21 protein-coding genes are annotated in these 24,391 nt (G+C 53.7%); 14 read left to right on the top strand and 7 right to left on the bottom strand.

What is annotated here, in order from left to right; genetic code table 11:
* The first annotated feature begins 135 nt into the window (after window positions 1–135).
* The 3 genes from LZ24_RS13415 to minE all read left to right on the top strand — a co-directional run bounded on the left by LZ24_RS13415 (window position 136) and on the right by minE (window position 2,029).
* Window positions 136–810: a septum site-determining protein MinC gene (locus LZ24_RS13415; protein ID WP_144685974.1), complete on the top strand. Its 675-nt coding sequence runs from the start codon at window positions 136–138 to the stop codon at window positions 808–810.
* 83 nt (window positions 811–893) lie between these two features.
* The gene (gene minD, locus LZ24_RS13410) at window positions 894–1,700 is read left to right on the top strand and encodes a septum site-determining protein MinD (RefSeq protein WP_144685972.1); all 807 of its coding nucleotides are present in this window, start codon (window positions 894–896) and stop codon (window positions 1,698–1,700) included.
* Window positions 1,701–1,747: 47 nt separating this feature from the next.
* The gene (minE, locus tag LZ24_RS13405) at window positions 1,748–2,029 is read left to right on the top strand and encodes a cell division topological specificity factor MinE (RefSeq protein ID WP_144685970.1); all 282 of its coding nucleotides are present in this window, start codon (window positions 1,748–1,750) and stop codon (window positions 2,027–2,029) included.
* A 16-nt stretch (window positions 2,030–2,045) separates the two neighbouring features.
* Here the strand turns inward: minE and LZ24_RS13400 are convergent, their stop codons facing one another.
* Window positions 2,046–2,816: an HD domain-containing protein gene (locus LZ24_RS13400; protein WP_144685968.1), complete on the bottom strand. Its 771-nt coding sequence runs from the start codon at window positions 2,814–2,816 to the stop codon at window positions 2,046–2,048.
* Window positions 2,817–3,779: 963 nt separating this feature from the next.
* Here LZ24_RS13400 and LZ24_RS13395 point away from each other — a divergent pair.
* The 6 genes from LZ24_RS13395 (at window position 3,780) to LZ24_RS13370 (ending at window position 8,094) form a co-directional block, all read left to right on the top strand.
* A complete protein-coding gene (locus LZ24_RS13395; RefSeq protein ID WP_144685966.1) occupies window positions 3,780–4,190 on the top strand; it encodes a DUF134 domain-containing protein in 411 nt (136 codons plus the stop codon).
* A 42-nt stretch (window positions 4,191–4,232) separates the two neighbouring features.
* Window positions 4,233–5,087: a nucleotide-binding protein gene (locus LZ24_RS13390; RefSeq protein WP_144685964.1), complete on the top strand. Its 855-nt coding sequence runs from the start codon at window positions 4,233–4,235 to the stop codon at window positions 5,085–5,087.
* Entirely contained in the window at window positions 5,084–6,016 is a 933-nt protein-coding gene (locus LZ24_RS13385; protein WP_144685962.1) for an ATP-binding protein, read from the top strand. Before LZ24_RS13390 ends, LZ24_RS13385 begins: the two co-directional genes overlap by 4 nt.
* A complete protein-coding gene (locus tag LZ24_RS13380) occupies window positions 6,013–6,375 on the top strand; it encodes a NifB/NifX family molybdenum-iron cluster-binding protein (RefSeq protein ID WP_144685960.1) in 363 nt (120 codons plus the stop codon). The genes LZ24_RS13385 and LZ24_RS13380 overlap by 4 nt, the downstream gene beginning before the upstream one ends.
* A 449-nt stretch (window positions 6,376–6,824) precedes the next feature.
* Window positions 6,825–7,157 (top strand): NifB/NifX family molybdenum-iron cluster-binding protein, encoded by a 333-nt coding sequence (locus LZ24_RS13375; protein WP_144685958.1) that lies wholly within the window; start codon window positions 6,825–6,827, stop codon window positions 7,155–7,157.
* Between the two features lie 100 nt (window positions 7,158–7,257).
* The gene (locus LZ24_RS13370; protein WP_144685956.1) at window positions 7,258–8,094 is read left to right on the top strand and encodes an MBL fold metallo-hydrolase; all 837 of its coding nucleotides are present in this window, start codon (window positions 7,258–7,260) and stop codon (window positions 8,092–8,094) included.
* Between the two features lie 89 nt (window positions 8,095–8,183).
* Here LZ24_RS13370 and yjgA read toward each other — a convergent pair whose 3' ends face one another.
* A complete protein-coding gene (gene yjgA / locus LZ24_RS13365; RefSeq protein WP_144685954.1) occupies window positions 8,184–8,780 on the bottom strand; it encodes a ribosome biogenesis factor YjgA in 597 nt (198 codons plus the stop codon).
* Between the two features lie 10 nt (window positions 8,781–8,790).
* On the bottom strand, window positions 8,791–9,678 hold the full coding sequence (gene metF / locus LZ24_RS13360) for a methylenetetrahydrofolate reductase [NAD(P)H] (RefSeq protein ID WP_144685952.1): 888 nt from the start codon (window positions 9,676–9,678) through the stop codon (window positions 8,791–8,793).
* A 118-nt stretch (window positions 9,679–9,796) separates the two neighbouring features.
* On the opposite strand from metF, the gene LZ24_RS13355 reads away from it, so the two are divergent.
* From LZ24_RS13355 to dusB, 3 genes are read left to right on the top strand one after another with little or no spacing between them, the layout of a single operon-like run.
* On the top strand, window positions 9,797–10,141 hold the full coding sequence (locus LZ24_RS13355) for a hypothetical protein (protein WP_144685950.1): 345 nt from the start codon (window positions 9,797–9,799) through the stop codon (window positions 10,139–10,141).
* Between the two features lie 9 nt (window positions 10,142–10,150).
* Window positions 10,151–10,993, top strand: a complete 843-nt coding sequence (locus LZ24_RS13350; RefSeq protein WP_144685948.1) for a DUF1848 family protein — start codon at window positions 10,151–10,153, stop codon at window positions 10,991–10,993.
* Between the two features lie 44 nt (window positions 10,994–11,037).
* Window positions 11,038–12,051 carry a tRNA dihydrouridine synthase DusB gene (dusB, locus tag LZ24_RS13345; RefSeq protein ID WP_144685946.1) on the top strand — a complete coding sequence of 338 codons (1,014 nt, stop codon included), beginning with the start codon at window positions 11,038–11,040 and terminating at the stop codon, window positions 12,049–12,051.
* Here dusB and LZ24_RS13340 read toward each other — a convergent pair.
* Complete coding sequence (locus LZ24_RS13340; protein ID WP_144685944.1) at window positions 12,037–12,234, bottom strand: hypothetical protein; 198 nt, start codon at window positions 12,232–12,234, stop codon at window positions 12,037–12,039. The two genes, dusB and LZ24_RS13340, sit on opposite strands and share 15 nt — an antisense overlap.
* Window positions 12,235–13,150: 916 nt before the next feature.
* Between LZ24_RS13340 and LZ24_RS13335 the strand changes: the two genes are divergently transcribed.
* Entirely contained in the window at window positions 13,151–14,716 is a 1,566-nt protein-coding gene (locus LZ24_RS13335; RefSeq protein WP_144685942.1) for an OmpP1/FadL family transporter, read from the top strand.
* A gap of 716 nt (window positions 14,717–15,432) precedes the next feature.
* On the opposite strand, the gene LZ24_RS13330 is transcribed toward LZ24_RS13335, so the two are convergent.
* Genes LZ24_RS13330 through LZ24_RS13320 form a run of 3 tightly spaced genes read right to left on the bottom strand, consistent with a single transcriptional unit; the run spans window position 15,433 to window position 21,245 of the window.
* Window positions 15,433–18,666, bottom strand: a complete 3,234-nt coding sequence (locus LZ24_RS13330) for an efflux RND transporter permease subunit (protein WP_144685940.1) — start codon at window positions 18,664–18,666, stop codon at window positions 15,433–15,435.
* Window positions 18,663–19,865, bottom strand: a complete 1,203-nt coding sequence (locus tag LZ24_RS13325) for an efflux RND transporter periplasmic adaptor subunit (RefSeq protein WP_144685938.1) — start codon at window positions 19,863–19,865, stop codon at window positions 18,663–18,665. Before LZ24_RS13325 ends, LZ24_RS13330 begins: the two co-directional genes overlap by 4 nt.
* A 3-nt stretch (window positions 19,866–19,868) precedes the next feature.
* Window positions 19,869–21,245, bottom strand: a complete 1,377-nt coding sequence (locus LZ24_RS13320) for a TolC family protein (RefSeq protein ID WP_186443147.1) — start codon at window positions 21,243–21,245, stop codon at window positions 19,869–19,871.
* Window positions 21,246–22,151: 906 nt separating this feature from the next.
* Here LZ24_RS13320 and LZ24_RS13315 point away from each other — a divergent pair.
* Entirely contained in the window at window positions 22,152–24,308 is a 2,157-nt protein-coding gene (locus tag LZ24_RS13315; protein WP_246118598.1) for a DEAD/DEAH box helicase, read from the top strand.
* Window positions 24,309–24,391 lie beyond the last annotated feature (83 nt).

Genomic DNA, 24,391 nt, shown 5'->3' with positions numbered 1-24,391 from the left:
AGTGCCTGAATCTGCCCATTCAAAAAGGCTTCCATCAAATTCAGGGCAGGATACAGATCGGTTTTTCCATACTGACAATCCCGGATAAAACCCGTTCTCTGCCCCACTTACTTGCGGAAAGCGACAAAATCAGTTATGGACCAGACGGTATCCTTAAAAGGCGTAGGAGATGGTCTTCGCCTGCACATCGGTGTTCCCATGGCCCGGAAAGAACTGCTGGCGGAAATCAGCCCCCTCTTTGACCGTATCCGTCAGCTGGCCTCGGGAGCCCGGATTACCGTGGATGCCAGCGGGGAAGATCCGGACCTCCTGCCCTTTCTCAGGGATTTTCTTATCCGGGAATACGAAGTGGCAGAGGTCATTCCCATGGAGGCGGAACAACCCCGCAGGCAGGAGGTAAGGAAGCGCCAGCGTGACGTGGACAGATCCTGGGAAAACCGGAAGAGTGATGTCCTCATGATGTGTGGCCGCGTCCGTTCCGGTCAGAAAATTCAGGCCAAAGGACATCTTGTTCTCATGGGGGATGTCAATCCGGGCGGAGAGGTCATCGCCGGTGGCGACATCATTGTACTGGGCAGTCTCTGCGGCATGGCCATGGCCGGACAGACCCAGAAAAAAGATGCCATTATCATGGCCCTCGATTTCCGGCCCACCCTTCTGCATATCGGCCAGCAGGTGAGCAGCGGTCCCTTCGGGGCCGGCAACAGAAGCCCCGAATATGCCTTTCTGCGGGAAGACCGTATTGAGGTGGCGGATTACCTCGGCAACCCGCCCTTCGGACGTCTGCCTTGGCCGGAATTTCGTCCCTGAGAAAAAAAAACACCCTTGCACACCATAGCGGATACGCTTACACTCTTAATCAGATCGCCATGAAAACCCATAAGAGGTGAACATTGGAAGGAAAAATTATTGTCATCACATCCGGTAAAGGGGGCGTTGGCAAAACAACGGCAACGGCTGCTCTGGGGGCTGCCATTGCCCTGGAAGGCAAACGTGTGGCCGTGGTGGATATGGATATCGGCCTGCGCAATCTCGATGTGGTGATGGGCCTTGAAAACCGTATTGTTTTCAATGTGGTGGATCTGGCCAAGGGCCGCTGCAAGGTCCGTCAGGCTTCCATCAAGGACCGCCGCATAGAAAACCTTTTTCTCATACCCGCCTCCCAGAGCGATAATAAAACCGCCCTGAGCACCGATGATATGGTGCGGCTCTGCAAGAAACTCCGCCAGGAATTTGATGTTGTTCTCATCGACTGCCCCGCAGGCATTGAACAGGGCTTTGAAAACTCTGTCATCGGAGCGGATGAGGCCGTTGTTGTATGTACGCCGGAGGTTTCTGCGGTAAGGGATGCGGACCGTATCATCGGCCTTCTCTATGCCAGATCCATCACCCCGAAACTCATTGTCAACCGCATTGTCCCAAGACTGGTGGCCTCGGGGGATATGCTCAGCCACAAAGATGTGGTGGATGTCCTGTCCATTGAACTCATCGGTCTTGTATGCATGGATGACTTTGTCATCACATCCACAAATACGGGTACACCCATTGTTCTGGACAGGGATTCAAGGGCAGGCCAGGCGTTCCGGCGTATTGCCGCCCGCCTCCTCGGAAACACAGAAATTCCCATTGTCGATCCCCTTGAGGATCTCAAAGGATTCTGGAACCGCATCAGTTCTAAAATCGGATTGCGGAAAACCTGAATCAGGTACGGCACCTGAAACATACCTGCCAGAAAGGGGTTTTAGATATGCTGAACAACTTTTTTTCCAAGATGTTCAAGGAAAAAGAGGCACCTCCGGGGGAGGTCGCCAAAAAGCGGCTGCAGTTTGCCCTGGTCTATGACAAACTGGAAGTTTCCGATGAAATGCTTCAGAATCTCCAGAATGATATTGTCGATGTCCTTTCCAAATATTTCGAAATAGACAAGGCCTCCCTGCGGCTGGACATTACCCGGCAGGAAGATCTTTCGGCCCTTGTTCTGAACACACCCATCATTGCGGCCAAAAAGCGGGGACAGGCCCCAAAATAAAAAACAGGCCTTCTTTTCAGCCCCCATCCCTGCCGTAACGTTCCAGAACAGCCACATAGACACGGGCGGCAATACCCATGCCGATGTCAATGAATTCCGGACCAAAGCGGCGGCCATAATGACTCCTGAAGGTTTCTCTGATGCGGGCAATGCCCGCAATCCCCTGGGGATAACCCTTTAAAAAGGCGTGGACGGGCACCCTTGCCGATGCCAGCATATCCCATACCGTATGGGTAAAATTATCCGGTCCCCAGCGGAATTTATCCGCGTCATACAAACAGCTTACCAGAAGATCCGTGTTCAGGCTGAGGGCTTCGGCTTCAGGGTAATGCCTGAAGGCCTCATGCCTGCGGATCGCCTCGCATACACCCGCCACATCCCTTTCGGAAAAACCTTCCTCATCAAGGATGCCCTGAGCCATGACCGCGCCCTTTTCCGCATGATTTTTTTCCTTACGGCAGATGTCATGCAAAAGTCCTGCACAGTGGGCCAGACGCATCAGATGATCCAGACTGGCCTCTTCCCTGATCCCTGAGGCCATGCCTTCCATGAAAATCAGGGCCCCTGCCTCCACCGCCACTTTCCGGCTGTGCCCCATCCCGTGTCCCCAGTCTTCGGCCAGAAGCAGCATGACCTTGTCCCGTATCCCTGCAACCTTTGCATCCCTTTCAAAGAAAAGGCAGGATTTTTCCAGAAAAAAGGCGCACTCGCCGTAAAAGGCCGGGCTTGGGGCACCATGGACAATGGCCCGCGCCATCTCCCTGATATCATAATATATCGTCTGCATGGAGCCTCTCCATATTACAATCTGATTACCACTGTCTTTCAGCCATAGGAACTTTAAACCATGAAAATTACATGGGCTGATTTTAAGATTATCGGCGGGCACCCGTAAAGGCTGCCCGTGTTAAAGTTCTCACCATGACCCTGATGACAATCTGACCAGCAAGTTGTGGCTGCGTCAGGGTAGTCAATCAGATATTGCAAGGTCACGGGTAATTATTCAGCACAGTTTATTCCGAACTGCCAATGCTCCAGTTACAGCAGCTTTGTACTGTTGCAAGGCTCCGTGGCTATTTGCAAGTGACATTGCAATCGTTTTGGATTCCGGCACTCAAGCCATAAACCCAGAGCCTGCGATGAAAAAAAGGGCTTTTGCAAGCTTGAGTGCCGGAGTGCTAATAAGAAGCGGCAAACTGTCTGAGCCGCCACAAAGGCAACGTACCAAGGCCTGCTATGGTAATCAAAAAGCGTATCCTGCCTGTGGCGGGGAGTTTTTGCCGCTTCCGCACAGGCCAAGAAGCTCCCGAATCCGGCACTCAAGATCCTTGAAGCACTTTTTCTCCCGCAAAGGGCTTAAGCTTTTCAGCTTGAGTGCCGGATTGCGTCACAGGCAAATAGCCTGGGGCCTGTGCACCTGTCTTGCAGGTATGGTCTTTGGAAAACGGTGCTGAACACTTACGGTCACGGGCAAATAGCCTGGATGACTGTGCACCTGCCTGGCAGGTATGGCACGTAGAAAAGTTTGCTGAACCGTCACTCCCCTGTTCACATATTGACCCCTTCTCTGTACCATGAAAAAGAAAAAGCCTCCACTCACAATGGTGGAGACAGAACAGCCCGCTTCTTTATGAGCACAAAATAAGCGGGGTTTTCATCCCGGCATAACAATTCTTTTTTTCCCTTGACTTGTCAGACAGAATCTGACTAATACATCAATATTGAGCATATGCTCATATCTGGAGGACAGATGGTTCGACCCAAAAAAAACCGTATCGTATCCGCCCACCCCGAGGTCAGCTACTTCAAACCCAGAGGCATTCCCCTCAGGGATCTGGATGAAGTGATTCTCACGGTGGATGAACGGGAAGCCCTGAGGCTTGCGGATCTGGAAGACCTGAACCACGCCGATGCCGGCGAACGCATGGAAGTATCCAGAGCCACCTTCGGCCGCATCCTGCAAAAAGCAAGGAATACGGTAGCCGATGCCCTGATTCACGGTAAAGCCATCCGGGTGGAAGGTGGTGTCTATACCCTGCGCAAGGCCAGCCATTTTCTCTGCCTCGGATGTCAGCGGGCGTTTGAGCATCCTTTAGAAGAAGAACATCCGGAGCACTGTCCCCGGTGTACCCATCCGGAAATCAAAGCAAGGGAATCATAGGGCCGGATACAGACCTTCAACCACAGGCAAAAAGGAGGCAGCATGAAAATCGCCATAGCCAGCGGAAAAGGCGGCACAGGAAAAACCACCCTTGCGGTGAACCTTGCGGCATCCGCCCCCATGCCCATCTGCCTTCTGGACTGCGATGTGGAAGAACCCAATGCCCACCTGTTCATACAGACAGAAAGGATACAGCGGTATCCGGAAGGGGTTTTTGTCCCGGTCATAGATACTGACCGCTGCACCCTCTGCGGAAAATGCGAAACCATCTGCCGGTTTTCAGCACTGGTGATCATAGGAAAACGGCTGCTGGCCTATCCTGAAATGTGCCATGCCTGCCTTGGCTGCATGCGCATCTGCCCGGAAGAAGCCATCTCCCCCGGTGAACGGATCCTGGGGGATGTGGTTTCCGCCACCTTTGGAACGCATCAGCTCATATGGGGAGAAATGCGGGTGGGCGAAGCCATGAGCCCCCCCCTCATTGAAGCCGTACAGCGCATGGCTCCGGACGACCGCTCCCTTCTGCTGGACGCCCCCCCCGGCACCTCCTGCCCCATGATTGCCGCCATACGGGACTGTGATTTTGTGGTGCTGGTTACAGAGCCCACACCCTTCGGGCTCCATGATCTTTCCCTGGCCGTGGAAACAGCCAGACACCTGAAAATCCCCTGCGGTATTGTGGTGAACCGGGCAGAAAAGGGCAATACGCAGATACAGGATTATGCAAGCCGTGAAAAGATTCCCCTGCTCCTTGAAATTCCCTTTAAACGATCCTACGCAGAAAGCTATTCCAGGGGAGAAAAGCTCATTGATACCGACCCTGCCCTCAAAAAGGCCTTCACCGGACTATGGGAAATCATCTTGAAACGGGGACAGGAAATCCGGAGGGCATCATGAAGGAACTTGTCATCCTCAGCGGCAAGGGGGGCACGGGGAAAACCAGCATTTCCGCAGCCTTTGCCCATCTGGCACCTTCCCGTATTCTCGTGGATGCGGATGTGGATGCAGCCAATCTTCATCTGGTTGTACCCCACAAGGTCTTTTCTTCCGAACCCTTTTCCGGCGGTATTCTTCCTGAGCTGGATCCGACCCTGTGCACGGACTGCGGCACCTGCGTGGAAGTCTGCGCCTTCCATGCCATCAAGGACGCCCATCCACCGGAAATTGATCCGGTTTACTGCGAAGGCTGCGGCATCTGCCATGATTTCTGCCCCGCCGGAGCCATAGGCCTCAAGCCAAGGATCTCTGGAACATGGTTCCATTCCAGCACGGCAGAAGGGCCCATGCTCCATGCACACTTAGGCATCGCCGAAGAAAACTCCGGCAAACTGGTTTCCATGCTGCGCAAACGCGCAGGGGAACTTGGCAGACAGGGCGGGTATCCACTCATCCTTGTGGACGGCCCCCCCGGCATCGGCTGCCCTGTCATTGCCTCCCTCACCGGTGCGGATCTTGTTCTCATGGTTACGGAACCCACACTCTCCGGCCGCCATGACATGCTGCGCCTTGCAAAGCTCTGCGCCCGGATGCGCATTCCCGTATGCCTCACCCTCAACAAGTGGGATCTCAATCCGGAAATGACCCATACCATGGAGGAAGAAGCCCGAAACAGGGGCATAGAAATCCTCACATCCATCCCCTTTGATACGGAAATGGCAAAGGCCATGGCCGCAGGCAGAAGCCTTACGGAAATTTCCAGTGGCCCGGCAAGTCAGGCCCTGATGCAGCTCTGGCAGGAAGTACTCGGCCTTTTGGAAAAACAGCAGAAGTCCTCCGATGGCGGCCTTCTGATTATGGAATCCCTGAAACAGGAGACAATACCATGAAAGTACTTGTTTCATCCCAGGGGCAAACTCTGGATGCCGCTCTGGACCCCCGTTTTGGCCGTGCCGCCTGTTTTCTTCTGGTGGATACGGAATCTTTAGAATACTCCGTTGTGGAAAATTTCCAGAACCTGAACCTGCCCCAGGGGGCCGGAATTCAGGCTGGAAAAACCGCAGCAGCTACTGGTGCTGCAGCCGTTCTCACGGGCCATTGCGGTCCCAAAGCCTTTGACGTACTGCAGGCTGCGGGCATTGAGGTGGTGGTGGGGGCTTCAGGACGGGTGATTGATGCGGTACAGCACTATAAAAACGGAAAACTGGAAACAGCCATGGCACCCGATGTGGAAGGACACTGGGTATAAACAGGCCCTGCGGCTGAGTCAAAACAGTAGTCTCAAAAAATTTAATTATTCATCACGATTTTCCTTTAGTAAATCGAACACCTTTAATCAGGTGCATAGACAACCGAGCCATTTGTTCGTGACGCAATCTTATTCGGGAGCTTCTTGCCCTGTGCGGAAGCGGCAAAACCTCCCCGCCACAGGCAGGATAAACTTTTTGATTACCATAGCAGTCTTAAGCACGCTGCCTTTGTGGCGGCTCAGACAGTTTGCCGCTTCTTTCGCACAGGCCTGCAAAGCTCTGATCCGAAACGATTGCAATGTCACTCACAAACAGCCCGATTGCCTTATGCTGAAATCAGCACCTTGGAATTAAAGTATAAACCATCAAGATGAAATATGATGAACAGTTAAAAAAAATTATATATCCCTGCTGAATATACATCCAAAACTGTCCGAAAGGAATTACCATGAAAGTTGCCATCCCCGTTGCAGAAGGAAAACTTGCCGTACATTTCGGCCATGTGCAGGAATTTGCTCTGGTCCATGTGAATGACGGAAAAATTGAAAAAACCGAAAGCCTCACCCCTCCCCCCCATGAACCGGGTGTACTGCCCCGCTGGGTGGAATCCATTGGCGCAACCCTTGTCATTGCCGGTGGCATGGGGCACAAGGCCCAACAGCTCTTTGCGGAAAAAAATATCACCGTACTCACCGGTGCCCCCAGCGAAGCACCGGAAGTGCTGGTCCGACAGTATCTTGAAAACTGCCTGCAGACGGGTGTCAATCTCTGCGACCATTAAAGGGCATCCGGTTCCGTGGCAGGAGTCCTCATGTCAGGATTCCTGCTTTCAGGAAACCGGATCTGCCGGATAAGGCTTTTATGATATTCAAGGAGTTTACATGATCCGCATCACCCTTCTTGCCGAAAACACCACCGTCATGGGCATGGCCCTCATGGGCGAACACGGCCTTTCCTTTCTCGTGGAAACAGCATCTGAAAAAATTCTTTTTGATACGGGACAGGGTTTAGTGCTGACATCCAATGCCAAAGCCCTTGGAAAGGATCTGGAGGAGGTGGACACCGTGGTACTCAGCCACGGGCATTACGATCATACGGGCGGGCTGCATTGTCTCGGTGACAATGGAAAAAAAAGAAAACTCGTGGCTCATCCGGAAGCCTTTAAACCCAAATGGGCAGGCAGACAGCCGGATCAGGTGACAGGCATCGGATGCCCTTTAACGCCGGAGGCTCTTGAAAAAAAAGGCTTTGAAATACAGAGGACAAGGGATTCCCTTGCACTGACCAAAGGCATCCGGACAACGGGAGAAATTCCCATGGTCACCCCATGGGAAAGGGTGGAATCCTGTTTTTTTGCCGGAAATCAGATAGAGCAGGACAGTATGCCCGATGACATGGGCCTGATTCTGGATACGGATAAAGGAACGGTTCTGCTGCTGGGATGCACCCACAGGGGGCTGATCAATACCCTTACCCATGTGGCCAGCCTTACAGGCTCAAACCATTTTCACGCCATCATGGGCGGCCTGCACCTTGGCGAGGCAGACCCGGACCGACTGAACCATGTCAGTGAAGGCCTTAAGGCTTTTTCCTTTGACCAGATCACGGTGGGCCACTGCACGGGCATCCATGCCTACTGCCACCTGCGCCGCATCTTCGGGGAAAAGGTCCGTGCCCTTTCCGTGGGCAGCAACTGGCTTTTTTCCGGGGTCCAATAGAAATGGCAGGGAAGGGGCAGGCATTGCGCCTGCCCGCAGGGATAAAATGACAAAAGCTTTATAAACACCTACAATAAAGCAAGGAATCTTCATTCATCAGAAAGAAAGCCATCCACCAGATCCAGACCTTCTCCATCCAGCCTTTCATTCAGATACCTGAAAAGAGTGCGTCTGCTGCCCTTGGGTTTGCCCGTTGTCTTTTCCCTGACGGCCTGATCCACAAGAAAAAGAAAGTGGTTTCTTTCCAGCCCCGGATGCCGGGCAAGATTTTCAGCCAGCCCTTCATTCCCTGAAGCCAGACGGTCCCGCAGGGATTCAAGGTACTGCATCCGGGAGTGTTCCCGCCGTTTCCTTGATTCTCCGTCTTCCAGAAAACGGGCAATGGCCGCCACGGTCTCCGTTTCCTCATGGCGCATCAGGCTGCCGATTCTTTTTTCCTGCCTCTTCCTTGCACCATGGCTGCGAATTCCCTTTACATCCACCAAAGCCCGGTACAGCTCAGGAGAAAGGGGCAGCTTCTGCCAGACGTCCTCTCCCATGGATGCCAGCATCACCCCCATGGCTTCAAGGGCTCTGGCTTCCTGCTTTTTCCGGGACCGGCTCCGGGGAAGATCCCCGTCCCATCCTTCTTCATCATTGCCGTCTTCTTCAAAATAAGCGTCTTCTTTCATATGCCAGTCCTTCATTGATTCTCCCTCAACGGCTCAGATTCCGGGAATTTTTTACGCCCAGCGCCTCATAAATTCGCAGGGTGGCCGGGGAGCGGTTCAGGGTATAAAAATGAATCCCCCTTACCCCATGGTCAATGAGATCCCTCACCTGCTCCGTGGCCCAGTGCACCCCCACATTCTCCACCATGGCATCGGACCCGGCCCTGTGTACAGCCCGCAGCAGAGGGGCCGGAATGCGGGCCCCTGCGGCAAGCTCCGCCATCCGCTCCATGCCTTTGCGGGTGGTTACGGGCATGATACCCGCCAGAATGGGAACATCAATACCCGCCAGCTGGCAGCGATCCTGAAAATCATAGAAATCCCGGTTATCAAAAAAAAGCTGGGTAACAATATAATCGGCTCCGGCATCCACCTTGGCCTTGAGATAGTCGATTTCCAAAAGACGGTTGGGTGTTGCAGGATGCCCTTCAGGAAAACCGGCCACGCCTACACACATACCCGGAAAGTGTTTTTTGATATAGGCCACAAGATCTGCGGCATATAAAAAACCGTCCGGGTGGGGTGTAAAGGGCTCTCCTGCGGGCGGATCTCCCCGCAGGGCAAGGATATTGTGCACACCCAGAGCATCATAGGCACCTAAAATATCATGGATTTCATCCCTGGATGCTCCCACGCAGGTGAGGTGGGATACGGCGGTCAGCGGGGTTTCCCTGTGGATACGGGCCAGAAGCCTGTGGGTTCTGTCACGGGTGGAACCTCCAGCTCCGTAAGTGACACTCACATAGGCAGGCTCTAAGGGCATGAGATCGGCAATGGTATGGAAAAGACTCTCCCAGCCCTTTTCCGTTGCCGGCGGAAAAAATTCAAAACTGAAGGTCATGGGATTTTTTTCAAAAATATCACTCAGCAGCATATGCTTCTCCTCTTTGACAAAAAAGCCGTTCCTGTGCCATAGATGGCCCGGCATGGGAAGTCGTCTGAATCCTTAAGCCGTAAAATAAGTATTATAACAATAAAAAAAGGCAGAAACCATGACGGATATCGGAGATATCGTTCTCATTTATTTTGAAGACCAGCCCACAACCTACGCCCGGGTCGATGACATTGAAGCCGATGTGAAACGGGACTGGTACCAGCTCACCATGACCCTTCTGCAGGTACCGGCTCCGCCGGAACGCATCACCTGGATCCTGCGGGATACTTACATCAACGGGGACGAATTTACCATGCAGGGAAAACGCATCCGGCTGGAAAAACTGGAACCTTCCGCAGCCTTCAAAGAAAGACAGGAAGAAATTCTGAATGCCGGAAAGGAAAAAAAAGAAAACGCTGCCCCCGGTCAGGTGATCTCCCTTTCCGATTTCAAAAAAAGCTGAAATCCTCCCATGGGCCTGCGCCGCATTCTCTCCGCATCCCGGAGAACGGATCTTCCCGCCTTTCACCTCCCATGGTTCCACCGGGGACTGAAAAAGGGTTTTTTTGAGGTGGAAAATCCCGTCTCCGGCAGAAAATTTTCCGTCTCTGCCAGAGCAGAAGATGTGGCCGCCTTTGTTTTCTGGTCTAAAAATTATGGCCCTTTTTTAGAAAGTAAAACCGGAGAAAAACTCCGGAGCATGGGAATGGGGGCCTGCTTTCAGTTCACGGTCAATACAGAAACGCCCCTGCTGGAACCCGGCCTGCCCTCCCTTGAGGAACGGATGAAACAGATGCAGGAGCTGGCCTTGCGCTTCGGTCCGCAGGCTGTTTTCTGGCGCTGGGATCCCATATGCCACTGGAAGGATGCCCATGGAGGTATCCGGCACAACCTGAAGGATTTTTCTTCCATCGCCGAAGCAGCAGCCAAAGCGGGGATTTCTTCCTGCACCACAAGTTTTCTGGACCTTTATCCCAAGGTCATCCGTCAGGGCAGAAAGAGCGGCGTTTTTTTCTTTGATCCTGATCCGGAGCACAAGAGAAAAATCATTGAGCGCATGGCAGAACGGCTGGGGCAGATGAATATCCGGCTTTTTCTCTGCTGCGAGCCAGAGCTGCTGGCATCCTGCAGGCCTGATAATATTTTTCAGGCCCACTGTATTCCGGGTAAGGAGCTGCAAAAAGCCTTTGGCAGACTTTCCCTCAGAAAAGAAAAAGGACAGAGAAAAAACTGCGGCTGCACCCACGCCACGGACATTGGCTCCTACCGCAGCCAGCCCTGCGCCCATCACTGCCTTTATTGCTATGCAAGGTAGAGCATCCATAAAAACCATTTTCAAGCCAAGGCAGCCCTTTTCATATGACGCCCAGACAACGCCCTTTTTCCATTGGCAGTATCCCCTTTTCCCACCCCACCGTACTGGCTCCCCTTGCAGGGGTTACGGATCAGCCCTTCCGCCGCATGATCAAAGGATTCGGCTGCGGTCTGGTATGTTCCGAAATGGTCAGCGCCAACGGTCTGGTTTATGGTTCGGAAAAAACCCGGCAGCTCATGGCATCTCACCCGGAAGAAAGGCCCCTTTCCGTACAGATCTTCGGCTCCGATCCCGCCATCATGGCCGAAGCCGCTCTGATGGTACAGGATGCGGGCGCAGACATTGTGGATATCAATTTCGGCTGTTCCGTGCGCAAGGTCTTAAAATCCGGCTCCGGATCCGCACTCATGGCAGAACCTGAAAAATCAAAGGAAATCATTACAAGGGTCCGCAGGGTGCTTTCGGTTCCCCTCACCATCAAAATCCGCTCCGGATGGCAGCCCGATGCAAAAGAGGCCCTTCATTTAAGCCGGACAGCCGAAGACTGCGGCGTGGATGCCCTCACCATTCACCCCAGAACCGCCCGTCAGGGGTTCGGAGGAAAGGCGGACTGGTCAGTCATCCGCAAAATAAAAAGTCTTGTAAAAATTCCCGTCATCGGCAACGGAGACATCATAAGGCCCGAAGATGCCCTTTCCATGTTCAGCGAGACACATTGTGATGCCGTCATGGTCGGCAGGGCTGCCATGCACAGTCCCCATATTTTCAGAGACATCCACAGCCTGCTGGAAGGAAACGCCCCTTGGGGCCGGAATCTTGCGGAACACTTTGCCTCCATGGAAAACTACATGGAGAATCTCACCCTTTTTTACGGAGAAGAAACCGCCTGCAGCATGTTCCGAAGCCGACTGGGCTGGTTTGTCAAGGGTCTTCCCGGAAGTACGGTTTTCAGATCTGAAGCCTCTTCCATTTCCAGCAGAAAACAGGCCCTTGAACTCCTCCATGCTTTTCAGGCAGGCCTGATACACAATGCAGCAGATAGACTAGCCCCAGAATAGCCAGAGTACGGCCGGAATCAGGACCGCAAGGATCACCAGCACGCCGGGTATGGTCATATAGGCCTTATACGCAGGCTGCTGCTGGGCCTTCACCCGCTTCATCTCTGCCAGAAACCAGTGTCCCAGAAGCATGGCCGACCCCAGGGCAGCGCCCATTTTCACAATCTCAAGCAACCATTCCACTATTTTTTTCCTTTTCAGATCTGTTTTCCGGGCTCTTTTTTTCGAGCCATTTTTTAAAACCCGTATTTTCAAACACTCCGTCAGCACCATGCCTATTACTTCAAAGTCCCTTTGATGTCAAAACCTCCCCAGCAAAGCCCCCAACACCCCTCCTGTGCAACTGTTCAGCACAGTTTTCCAAGTACCATAGCTGCAAGACAGATGCACAGACCCCAGGCTATTTGCCCGTGACGCAATCCGGCACTCAAGCTGAAAAGCTCAAGCCCTTTGCGGGAGAAAAAGTGCTTCAAGGATCTTGAGTGCCGGATTCGGGAGCTTTTTGCCCTGTGCGGAAGCGGCAAAAACTCCCCGCCACAGGCAGGATAAGCTTTTTGATTACCATGGCAGGCTTGGGCACGCTGCCTTTGTGGCGGCTCAGACAGTTTGCCGCTTCTTATTAGCACTCCGGCACTCAAGCTTGCAAAAGCCCTTTGTTTTCATCGCAGGGTCTGGGTTTATGGCTTGAGTGCCGGACGAAACTCTGATCCGAAACGATTGCAATGTCACTTGCAAATAGCCACGGAGCCTTGCAACAGTACAAAGCTGCTGCATAATTACCCTCCTGTGGCCCTTTCTTTTACAGCGCCCACCCATACAAACCCAAAAAGCATTATTTTCAAAGGTTCACACAAAAAATGCATTTTCTCTGTTGACAAAGACGTACAGGCCCATATAGAGAGAATCCATACAATGAACATCGGTTCAACTTTCAAACTAAGAGTCAAACACTGGTTTTACAATCAAACTCCGTGGGAAGATATCAGCAAAGACCGGATTGGGGATCCGGTGTCTGGAGGCAGACAAAAAGAATAAAGCCTTCGGGCAACTTCCGAACGGGTATTATGGACTTAAGGGAAAAGAAGGTGGGAGAAAAACCATGAAAAAAGTATTTTGTTTATGTGCAGGCCTCTTCATGCTGGCCGCCACGGCTCAGGCAGGGCTGGTCCAGCCCTTTGGCATCGGTGCAAGGAACGCAGCCCTTGGTGAGGCGGTATCTGCCCATACAACGGACGCCTTTGCCGTCTACTATAACCCTGCGGGTCTCAGCAATATCAAGACACCCACGCTTTCAGCGGGAACAGCCCTTTATGATGCCCAGGCTTATTACAGAGATTATAAAATTATTGACTCAAAAAATAATGACCGGACATGGGATGATGATCTTGGAATTCGTTATACCAGCTGGAAAACCAATAAAGATCCCATCATCAACCCCCATATAGGCTTTGCCATGCCCGTCAATGAAAGAATCAGCTTTGGCATAGCCGCCTATGCCCCCTATGGTTTTCATCTGAAAACGGAAAAAGACCCCTTTCGCAGGCCCACGGGCTTTAATGCCTGGGAGTCCTATTATACACGGGTAGCCGTAACCCCTGCCATATCCTATAGAGTCAATGACCGTCTGTCCCTTGGTTTTGGCGTCAGCATGGGCCGCTCCGAATCCGGCGGAGGGAAAACCAGCCTTTATGACCCCATTCAGCTTGGCATCCTGAGAGAAATGGAAAAAACGGGGAGTATTCAAGTCAACAAGGATGTCCTAAATGCAAGTGGTATTTATCAACACATCGACAAGAGTGAACAGGGCGGAAAGTTGATTACCTCTGAAATGGAAATGAACGACAGCATCAACTGGTCATGGAACGCAGGGATTCAATATCAGCCCACGGACAGACTCAGCCTCGGCCTCACCTATCGTTCCCGCACACCCGGAAACTTTAGGGGAGATTTTATCCATAATGGCCAGACCATAGGCACGGTTGCTATGGATTATGACCATCCGGAAGCGGTTCAGGCGGGTATGCGCTATGCTTTCACAGAACGTTTTGCCATGTCCTTTGATATGGTATGGGCCAACTGGAGCATAGGAAAACATCAGGCTGAATACGTTACCATCCACACCATTCCCCAGGAGACATCAGATTTCATGGATGAAATTGCTCCTATGATTTTATTTAAAAACGATACCTTACCAGACAACGACCCTAAGAAGATACCAGGGCTTACCGTAGATCAGATAAAAGCAAAACTGATTGCTGGCGTCAAAGAAACAAAGGATATGGGATACAGAAGGGACTGGAACAATAAAATTCAGTACAAGCTAGCCATGGAATATATCTTTAACGAGCATTTCACCTTCCTTGCCGGCTATGTTTACGATCCCACCCCCGTTCCCGCCGACACCTTTGACAACATCTGGCCGGACAATGACCGCCATATCATGACGGTAGGCACCTCTGCGAGAGTCACGGAAAACTGGACCATCGACTTTGCATTCCAGCATATCCGTACCTTTGACTGGGGTTACAGAGATGACATCAATGGCACATCCGAACACCTCAACAAGGTTGCATCTGACCTTCTTCTGGAAAAAGATGCAAAAATGAATATAAAAAATAAGGGTTACCTCTGGGGATACAACCTCACGGTCAACTACAGATTCTGATTTTTCAACCTGAAAACAGATGCCCCATGAACCCCCTTTCCGGACATGGACCGGAAAGGGGGTTTTTCAATAAAACTATTAATTATTCAGTACATTTTATCCTGAAAAACAGTTCTTTAATTTCAGAATCCTGGTTCCAATAAAAGACAATCGTGCTGTTTGTGAGTGACATTGCAATCGTTTCGGATTCCGGCACTCAAGCCATAAACTCAAAGCCAGCTATAAAAATAATAAGCTTTTTCAGGCTTGAGTGCCGGAGTGCTATAAAAGCGGCAAACTGTCTGAGCCGTCACAAAGGCAGCGTGCTTAAGACTGCCATGGTAATCAAAAAGCTTATCCTGCCTGTGGCGGGGAGTTTTTGCCGCTTCCGCACAGGACAAGAAGCTCCCGAATCCGGCACTCAAGATCCTTGAAGCACTTTTGCTCCCGTAAAGGGCTTGAGCTTTTCAGCTTGAGTGCCGGATTGCGTCACGAACAAATGGCTCGGTTGTCTATACACCTGATTGTAAGCTTTCGATTTGTCGAAGAAAAATCGTACTGAACTGTTACTAAAATTATTCCTTTCTGCATACGGGCAGCCCCGTAAAATTCCCCGTCCGGGCCTTATGCTTTCCCGTTCAAAGGCATCGGGGTCGGAAAAGTCCGTTGCCTTTTCCCCTGCCCTGCATGCCCGGCAGACTCAGAGGGAAAAAACAAGGAAAATAACATTGTAGCACTCAGGCCTGCTGCCCCGATCTGCTGAAAAGGGCATAATAGGTCACGGGCACCACAATCAGCGTGAAAAGGGTGGAGGCAAAAAGCCCGAAAATCAAGGCCCAGGCCAGACCGGAGAACACGGGATCCAGGGTAATGGGTGCCGCACCGATGGCTGTGGTCAGGGCTGTGAGCACAATGGGTCGCAAACGGATGGCGCCGCTCTGGAGAATGGCCTCGGAAAGAACCATCCCCTTTGCCACGGCCTCCTGAATAAACTCCACCAGTACCAGAGAATTCCGGATCACAATGCCTCCAAGGGCAATCATACCGATCATGGACGTGGCCGTGAAAAAGACAGGATTCTGATAGGGTCCGATGGAAGGAGCCGCCACCAGATTCAAAAGCCAGAATCCCGGCAGAATACCCAGCAGGGTCAGGGGAATGGCCATCATGATCAGCAGGGGGAGCCCGAAGCTTCCGGACTGTATCACCAGCAGAAGATAAATGCCCAGCAGGGCACCGGCAAAGGCAAGACCCATATCCCTAAAGACCCTGAGGGTAATCTTCCACTCCCCTTCCCCGGCCCACTGCACGCGGATGCCTTCCGGCACAGGATCATCCCTCAGGCGGCCCATGAGGTCGATGACCCCTTCGGCGGGTGATTTTCCTGCCATCTCTCCCACAACATAAACCACCCTTTCGAGGTTTTTATGGTAGATGCTTCCCTGTTCCGGGATGCGCTGCACATCCACCAGCTCCGCCAGAGGCACCATGGCGCCGGTGGCCGTACGAAGGGGAATGGCACCCAGCCCGCTGACGGAACTTCTGGCTTCTCTGGGCAGAATCACCCGGATGGGCAGGGCAAAGCGTTCATCCTCCCTGTGCAGGGTGGCGGGCACGCTGCCTCCCACCGCCGTGGCAAGGGCTCCCAGCAGCGCCTCCACGGAAACCCCGTGCAGGGCCGCCTTTTCCCGGTTCACCACAAAGGCAATGCGTTCATGGTCCGCTTCCGCCATGATATCCACATCCGTGACAAAGGGTTCCGTTTTCATAATATCCCGCACATGGGCGGCTGCCCGGAGCAGATCGTCATAGGCCATATCCTCTTTTCCGTAAACTTCCGCCACCAGTGTTGCCAGTACCGGAGGACCGGGTGGAACCTCCACCACCTGCATGGAGACCCCGTGCCGGGCAGCAAGGGCCTCCAGCTCCGGTCTCAGCCGCAGGACAAGGCCGTGGCTCTGCAGATCCCTTTCACTCCTGTGCACCAGATTTACGCGGATATCTGCCAGATGGGGCCCCTGACGCAGGTAATATTTTCTCACCATGCCGTTAAAGTCCATGGGAGATGCCGTACCCGTAAAGGAAAGCACCTCCGTCACCTCAGGGACAGATCGCAGAAAATGCTCAAAATCCCTCACAACGGCATCGGTGGCCTCAAGGGGACTTCCTTCGGGCAGATCCAGCATCACCTGAAACTCCGCCTTGTTGTCAAAGGGCAGGAGCTTCAAGGGAACCTGACGGAAAAAAACAAGGGAAAGGCAGAGGGCAAAAAGCAGAAGAATGCCACCGAAAAGACCCCACCTGTATCCCGATGAAACAAGAAAGGGGCTGATGAGCTTTCTGTAAAGGGCTTCAATCAAGGGATGCACACCCGCATCCCCCTTTTTTTCTCCATCCCTGCGCATACCAAAGCGTTTACGCAGGAGAAGCCAGGCCAGCCAGGGTACAATGGTCAGGGCCCAGAGGGTGGAAAAAATCACCGTAAGGGGTACATTCACCGCCATGGGAGCCATGTAGGGCCCCATCATGCCCGTTATGAAAAAAAGGGGCACAAAGCAGAGGATAATGGCCACGGTGGACATGAGCACGGGAGAGATGACCTCCCTGACCCCCACAAGGGTGGCGTCCTGAGGGTCCAGCTCCCCTTTACGGATATTGCGCTGGATATTATCCACATTGGTGATGGGATCATCCACCACAAGCCCCAAAGACAGAATCAGGGCAAAAAGGGTCACACGGTTGATGGTGTAACCGGCAATGAAGTTGACAAAAAGGGCCAGGGAAAAACTCAAAGGTACGGCCACGGCCACCACAAGGGCTTCCCGCCACCCAAGGGTCAGGGCCAGAAGCAGGACAACGGAGCAGACGGCAAAACCCAGAGAAAGAAGAAGCCCGGATACCTTTTCACTGGCCGTTTCCCCGTAATTGCGGGTCACGGAAAGGGATACCCCGTGGGGAAGCACCCCGGCTTCCAGCTCCGCCATCCTCTGCACCACGGCATCGGCGACGGTAACGGCATTGGTGCCCCGCTTTTTGGCCACACCGATGGTCACGGCATGGCGGGGTTCTCCCAGAGGCTCCTCTCCGGTATAGCCCGCACCAAAACTCAGCCTTGTGTAGGAAAGGGCTTCTTCCGGACCTTCTTCTATCTCTGCCACATCTTTAAGGTAAACAGGCCTGCCCCCGTGTACGCCCACCACCAGAGAAGCCACATCATCAAGGCTTTTGAGAAAGGCGTCGCTGGCCACCATGAAGCTGCGGTTTGCCTGATTCACCCGGCCTGCGCTCACGGACACATCGGAAGTGGCAAGGGCAGCCAGCACCCTGTCCACATCCACGCCAAAACCCATCATGCGCTCGGCGGAAAGGCTGACCCGCACCTCCCGTTTCCTGCCCCCCACCAGCTCCGTGCGGGACACATCCTTGACCGCAGAAATCCGTACCAGCATTTCTTCTGCCATGCGCCGCAGGGCATGGTCATCATAGATATCCGAGTGCAGGGTCAGGTTCACAATGGGTACGTCATCGATCTCAACGGGCTTGATCAGCCAGCCCCGGACAATGGGCGGCACCAGATCCTGATTCATCATGATCCTGTTGTGCAGCCTGACCAGGGCAGCCTCCCTGTCTTCTCCCACGTAAAAACGCACCGTCACCACGGCCGCATCCTGACCTGACATGGAATAGACATATTCCACACCGTCAATCTGCCAGAGCAGCCGTTCCAGCGGCGTTGCCACCAGCTGCTCCACCTCCTTTGCCGAAGCACCGGGGGCATCCACAAAAATATCCGCAAGGGGCACCACAATCTGGGGCTCTTCCTCCTTGGGTGTCAGCCATACGGAAAAAATTCCCAGAGACAGGGCCGCCACAATCACAATGGGGGAGAGTTTGGAGGAGAGAAACTGGCGCACCAGTGTCATGAGCACGCCCGCAGGCGGTCCTCCCGCAAAGGACGAAGGAGAAGTCATAATGCCTCCTTTACCGGACGCTGAAGGGCAAGCCTTTCACCCCCGTCCAGACCTGAAAGGATTTCCACCATGCCGTCATCCATCCTTTCGCCCGTGGTCACATAGCGTTTCTCCCAGCGGTCTTCCACGGCCACCTGCACCAGATCCAGCTGTCCGACCCGGCGAATGGCTTCCCATGGCAGCCAGACCGCAGGACGGCTTCCCAAAGGAATCCTTAAGGTACCGAACATACCGGGGTAAAGCCCCTCCCTTGCAGGCAGCGAAGCCTTCACAAGAAAGGTTCTTGTTTCAGGGTCCGCATAGGGAACCAGCTCCTCCACCTCAGCAGCCAGCACCATATCCAGACTGCGTATGCGCACACTCAGGCTTTCCCCCGGTCGCACACGGGTAAAAAAACCTTCCGGCACGTAGGCTTCCAGCCGCAGAAAGCCACTGGTCTGGAGAAGAAGCAGGGGCCTGCCCGGAACCGCCATATCTCCGGGCTCCACCAGCCTTTTTAAAACCTCCCCGGACTCCGGTGCCCGGATACGGGTGTAGTCATGGGCGATTTCCGCCTCCCTCAGCACCTCTTCCGCCTGACGGATGGAGGCATCGGCTCCGGCAAGGCCTTCTCTGGCCTGACGGGCTGCGGCCCGGGCCTGATGGAAGGCCGACGTGGCCTGCTCCAGCTGTCGCCGGGTTGCGGCACCCTCACTGAAAAATCCCTGAACCCGCTCATAATCCAGACGGGCAGCCTCAAGGGAAGCCTCGGCCCCTTCAATGGCCTGAAGCACCTCATTGCGTGCGGACCGGGCAGCGCCCAGAGCTTCTCTGGCCTGTTCCATGCGGGCCCGCACCTGACGGTCATCCAGCAGAATGAGAAGATCCCCCTTTTCCACCCGGCTTCCGGATCGCACCCGGATTTCCTGCACCTGCCCTGCAATTCGGGCTTCTATCCGGGATTCCGTCCGGGGCCGCACCGTTCCCACGGCCTCGTGCCATTCCTGCCGCTCTCCGGCAAGGGCCAGCACCGTGGCTTCGGGCTGCCATGGGGAAGGCTGACCTGCCCGCTCATGGGATTTGTCACCGCTGCCACAGGCCGCAAGGAGAAAAACAAGGACTGAAAGTCCTGAAAAAAAACGCCCTGCTGGCCGGAGCCTGAAATATTTTTTCCCGGAAAAGATTTCCGCATCTGAAAAAAGCTGTCCTTGATTCCCCATGTCTCACACCTCCCCGGAAAGAAGTCCAAGGGCCCGGGCCAGCTCCGCCCTTGCCCGTTCCTGATCATAAAAGGCCGCTGTTTTTCTTACCCTTGCCCGGTTATAATCCAGCTCCGCCTGAAGATAGCGGGTCACATCCACAGCCCCCCCCTCGTACTGCCTGCGCACCAGATCCAGAGATTCTCCGGCAAGGGCAACGGCCCTCCGGGCCACCCGATAGCGGGCTTTGGCTCCGCTGACGGCAGAAAGCCCTTCTTCCACATCCTGACGCACTTCGAGAATCAGCCCCCTCGCCCTTGCCTCTTCCCCTGCTTTGCGGGCAAGGGCGGCTTCCTTACCGGCCTTCCTCGAAAAACCGTCAAATATTTCCCAGCTTGCCTTGAGGGACAGCTCCCAGTTTTCCCTGTTCTTATCAAAGGCAGCATCCGGATCATGATGCCAGTAACGGCCCTGAAGGGTGAGTCCCGGCAGCATTCGCCTGCCCTCGGCATCCACAGCCTTCCCTGAACGCTGAACGGAAAGCTTCATGGCTTTAAGATCCGCCCTGTTCTCAAGGGCAAGGGCCATGGCCGCATTTCCTTCAAGGGGCATGTCCGGCAGCACAAGGTCCGCCTTGCCGGGCCGGATGCCCTTTCCCGGACAGAATCCCAGCAATGCGGAAAGGGCGGAAGAGGCGATTTTCAGCCGGCTTTCACTGCTGACCTTTTCTTCCATGACCTCTGCAAGGCGGACTTCAAGGGAAAGCAGATCGGATTTTAAAACGCCGCCGCCCCTGTACTGCACCTCCATCACTTCCAGCTGACGGGAAACCGCTGCGATGGACTCTTCGACAATGCCGAGATAATCTTCTGCTGCCTTGACCTGAAAAAAAGCCTGAACCACAGCAGCGCCCAGATGGCTGGCCCTGTGCTCAAGGCCAAGGACCGCCTCCTTTCTTCCCATATCCGCCATCTGCCTGAAAATCCCTGTCCTGCCCCCGTCATAAAGCTGCATGCGGCCCCAGAGGGCAGCCTCCGCATTATTAAAGGATCCGGGATCATTAAAATTGACATTCTGGGGCAGACGACGCTGGTCAATGGTTTTAAAAAGATAGGAGCTGGGTGCATCTCCTTTAGTCCATGCAAGGGAAACCCCAAAAACCGGCCACAGCCCTGAACCGGCTTCCCGGAAAAGGGCTTCGGCTTCAAGAATCCTTGCCCTGGCCGCTTCCATGTCAGGGCTGCCTTTTCTGGCAATCACCAGCATTTCCTTCAGGGAAAGGGCCTCCTCCGGCACAGGTTCCGGTCTGAGCTGGGCATTAGAAAATGCTCCGGCAGCCCAGACCGGCGACCAGAAAAAAAATACGGGAAACAGGATGAACAGCACCCGCCATCTTTTCATAAAAAAGCCTCCTTCATACGGGCAAGGGATATGGTGCATAAACTTGCCGGACATATACTGCTGCGGCCCGGCTCCACAGGGGCACGAAAACAAGGAAACAGCAAAAATGAAAAGGTTACATGGCAGTCTAACCCGAGAGCGGAGAAAGGGGCAAGGAATTCGTCCACTTTTCCAGACCTGTGGCAGCCTGAACCATGGCATCCTTTTTTCAATTCCCTTGCCCGGCACAGCAGGCAATGGTATACAGCCCTAATGTTTTTTTGATGCTTTTTCGATGTTTGCAACTTCTTCTCAATGATAAATCTGATGTAATTATTCAGCACACTTTATTTCGAACTGCCAATGCTGTCATTGCAGCAACTTCGTACTGTTGCAAGGCTGCGAGGCTATTTGAAAGTGACATTGCAATCGTTTCGGATCAGAGCTTTGCAGGCCTGTGCGAAAGAAGCGGCAAACTGTCTGAGCCGCCACAAAGGCAGCGTACCAAGGCCTGCCATGGTAATCAAAAAACTTATCCTGCCTGTGGCGGGGAGTTTTTGCCGCTTCCGCACAGGGCAAGAAGCTCCCGAATAAGATTGCGTCACGGGCAAATAGCCTGGAGCCTGTGCATCTGTCTTGCAGGTATGATATGAAAAACGGTGCTGAACAGTTACAATATGACCAGATTTTACGCTTGTTAGCGGGCACCCGTAAAGGGTGCCCCTACACAAAACAGGGTCGTAAAAACCAAGCGTTAAGGGCAGGCCTTGCGCCTGCCCGTGTTAAAAGCCCACACCATAGGCCTGGCAACAACCTGACCAACAAGCTGTGGCTGAGTCAGGGTAGTAATCAAAATGATAAATACGAATATAAACGACCTTCTTTTTTACCCCTTTCCCGGCTCCGGCCCAACGAATGTGATACCCGATGAATCCATCCCATAAAGTACCCGGCAGAACGGGCAACAAACCCCGGTTCCGCAACAGAAGAGGCCCTGACCGCAAACCCGAAGGCCGCCGCATGAAACCCGGAGCGGACCCCAGATTAAAGCCCGTTTTTGCAAAAATCGGTGTCCCCGAAGCCAGACCCTTTAAAGCCGATCCTTTTCAGGAAAAAGCCATAGAAGCCGTAGGCAAGGGCGACTGCCTTGTCATGGCCCCCACCGGCTCAGGGAAAACCTACATAGCGGAACAGGCCATAGAAAAGATCTTCAAAGAAGGCAAAAGGGCCTGGTACGCCTCTCCCCTCAAAGCCCTGACCAATGCCATCCATACGGCCTTCAGCCGGAAATTCGGTGAATTCAATGTGGGTATTCTTACGGGAGACCGCAAGGAAAACCCCGATGCCCCCATCATCATCGGCACAACGGAAATTTTAAGAAACCAGCTCTATGATGCCATGCATACCTGTGAGGACATCCGCTGTGATCTGGTGATTCTGGATGAAGTCCACTATCTGGGCGACCCGGACAGGGGTGTGGTGTGGGAAGAAACCATCATTTATATGCCACCCAGGGTACCGTTGCTCATGCTTTCCGCCACCATCGGCAATGCCGATGAGATTGCCGCATGGCTGGAATCCATCCGTCAGCAGGCCTGCACCATCATCCGGGCCAAAAGGAGAATGGTTCCCCTTCAGCCCCTGTTTTTTCATCCGGCGGGCACCCTCTTCCCCTTTCTCATGGAGCACGATGAAAAACGGCCCGGCAGCAAAAAAGGCCTCCATAAAAAGGTCATCCAGTACCTTTCCGCAGACCGCCCGCCCCTGCTGGCTCCTCCCCGCCGTCTGCCGAATATGGCCGATATTCTGGCGGTGCTGCGCCATTACAACCTGCTGCCAGCCATTTTTTTCCTGAAATCACGATCCGACTGCGATGCCGCCATTACCCTCTGTGATGAGGCAGGGCTTCTTGCGGATCCGGAAAGGGCCGAAGTCCTTCGCAGCCGCATGGATGAACTGACCCGCTACTGGCCCCATGCGGCCCGGCATCCCCAGCGCATGCACATAGAAAAAAGGGCCGTTGCCGCCCACCATTCCGGTCATCTGCCTGCCTGGAAAATGGTGGTGGAAACCCTCATGTCCGAAGGGCTTCTGGACGCAGTCTTTGCCACATCCACCGTGGCAGCGGGGGTGAATTTCCCGGCCAGAACCGTACTGGTTGCCAACTCCGACCGCTTTAACGGCACCGAGTTCCTGCCCCTTTCATCCACGGAATTTCACCAGATGACAGGCCGTGCAGGCCGCCGGGGTAAAGACCGCATCGGCTTTGCCGTGGCCCTTCCCGGCAAATTCATGGATCTCCGCCACTTCGGAAAAATGATCAATGCCCCTCCCTCGGAGGTGGAAAGCCAGATCCGCATTGATTTTTCCATGGCCCTGAACCTGCTGCTCTCCCACACACCCGGTATGGTCCGGGATATCATGGACCGCAGCTTTGCGGCCTTCCGCATTGCCAGCAGGCTCACAGGAAAAGGCTCAAAAAAAGCCAGCAAAGGTGCCGCAGAGCTGCTCTTTGCCGACTTCATCCGTCATCTGAATTTTTTAAAGGACAAAAACTTTGTCAATGCAGACGACCGTCTCAGTGAAGACGGCATGTGGGCATCCCAGCTGCGTATTGACCAGCCCGTTCTGGTGGCAGAGGGGTTCCGGCTCAGGCTTTTTTCGGAAAACAATCCTGCCGTCATGGCCGGACTCATGGCGTCCTTTGTCAATGAAAGGGAAGCCGATGATCAGGAAATTCCTTCGGATCTCATTGACGAAAAACTCCTCAAGGCCTTTTTGCACCTGAGAAAAAACCTGCAGCCCTTTGCCAAAGATATGGTTGCCAGAGGATTTCCCGTTTTCCCCCTCTACCTGACCCCTGCTGTGACCGTTTATCACTGGGCATCGGGCATGCCCTGGGAAGAGGTGCATAAAAACAGCCCCCTTGCCGAAGGCGACCTGGTCCGCCTCCTGCTGCGCACCTCGGAAAACCTTCGCCATGTGGGCAATCTTGGAGAAGTCTTTCCCGAAGCATCCAGAAGTGCCATGGCTGCTGTCAGTGCCATTATGAGGGAACCGGTCACCGATGCCTATACCCTTTAAATAGGAGTAACTGTTCAGCACAGTTTTCCAAGTACCATAGCTGCAAGACAGATGCACAGGCTCCAGGCTATTTGCCCGTGACG

This window comes from Desulfobotulus alkaliphilus (assembly GCF_007830435.1).
In the GTDB taxonomy this organism is placed as follows: Bacteria; Desulfobacterota; Desulfobacteria; order Desulfobacterales; family ASO4-4; genus Desulfobotulus; species Desulfobotulus alkaliphilus.
The sequence above is the reverse complement of the archived record's forward strand: the minus strand, read 5'-3'. Positions and strand labels throughout refer to the sequence as shown.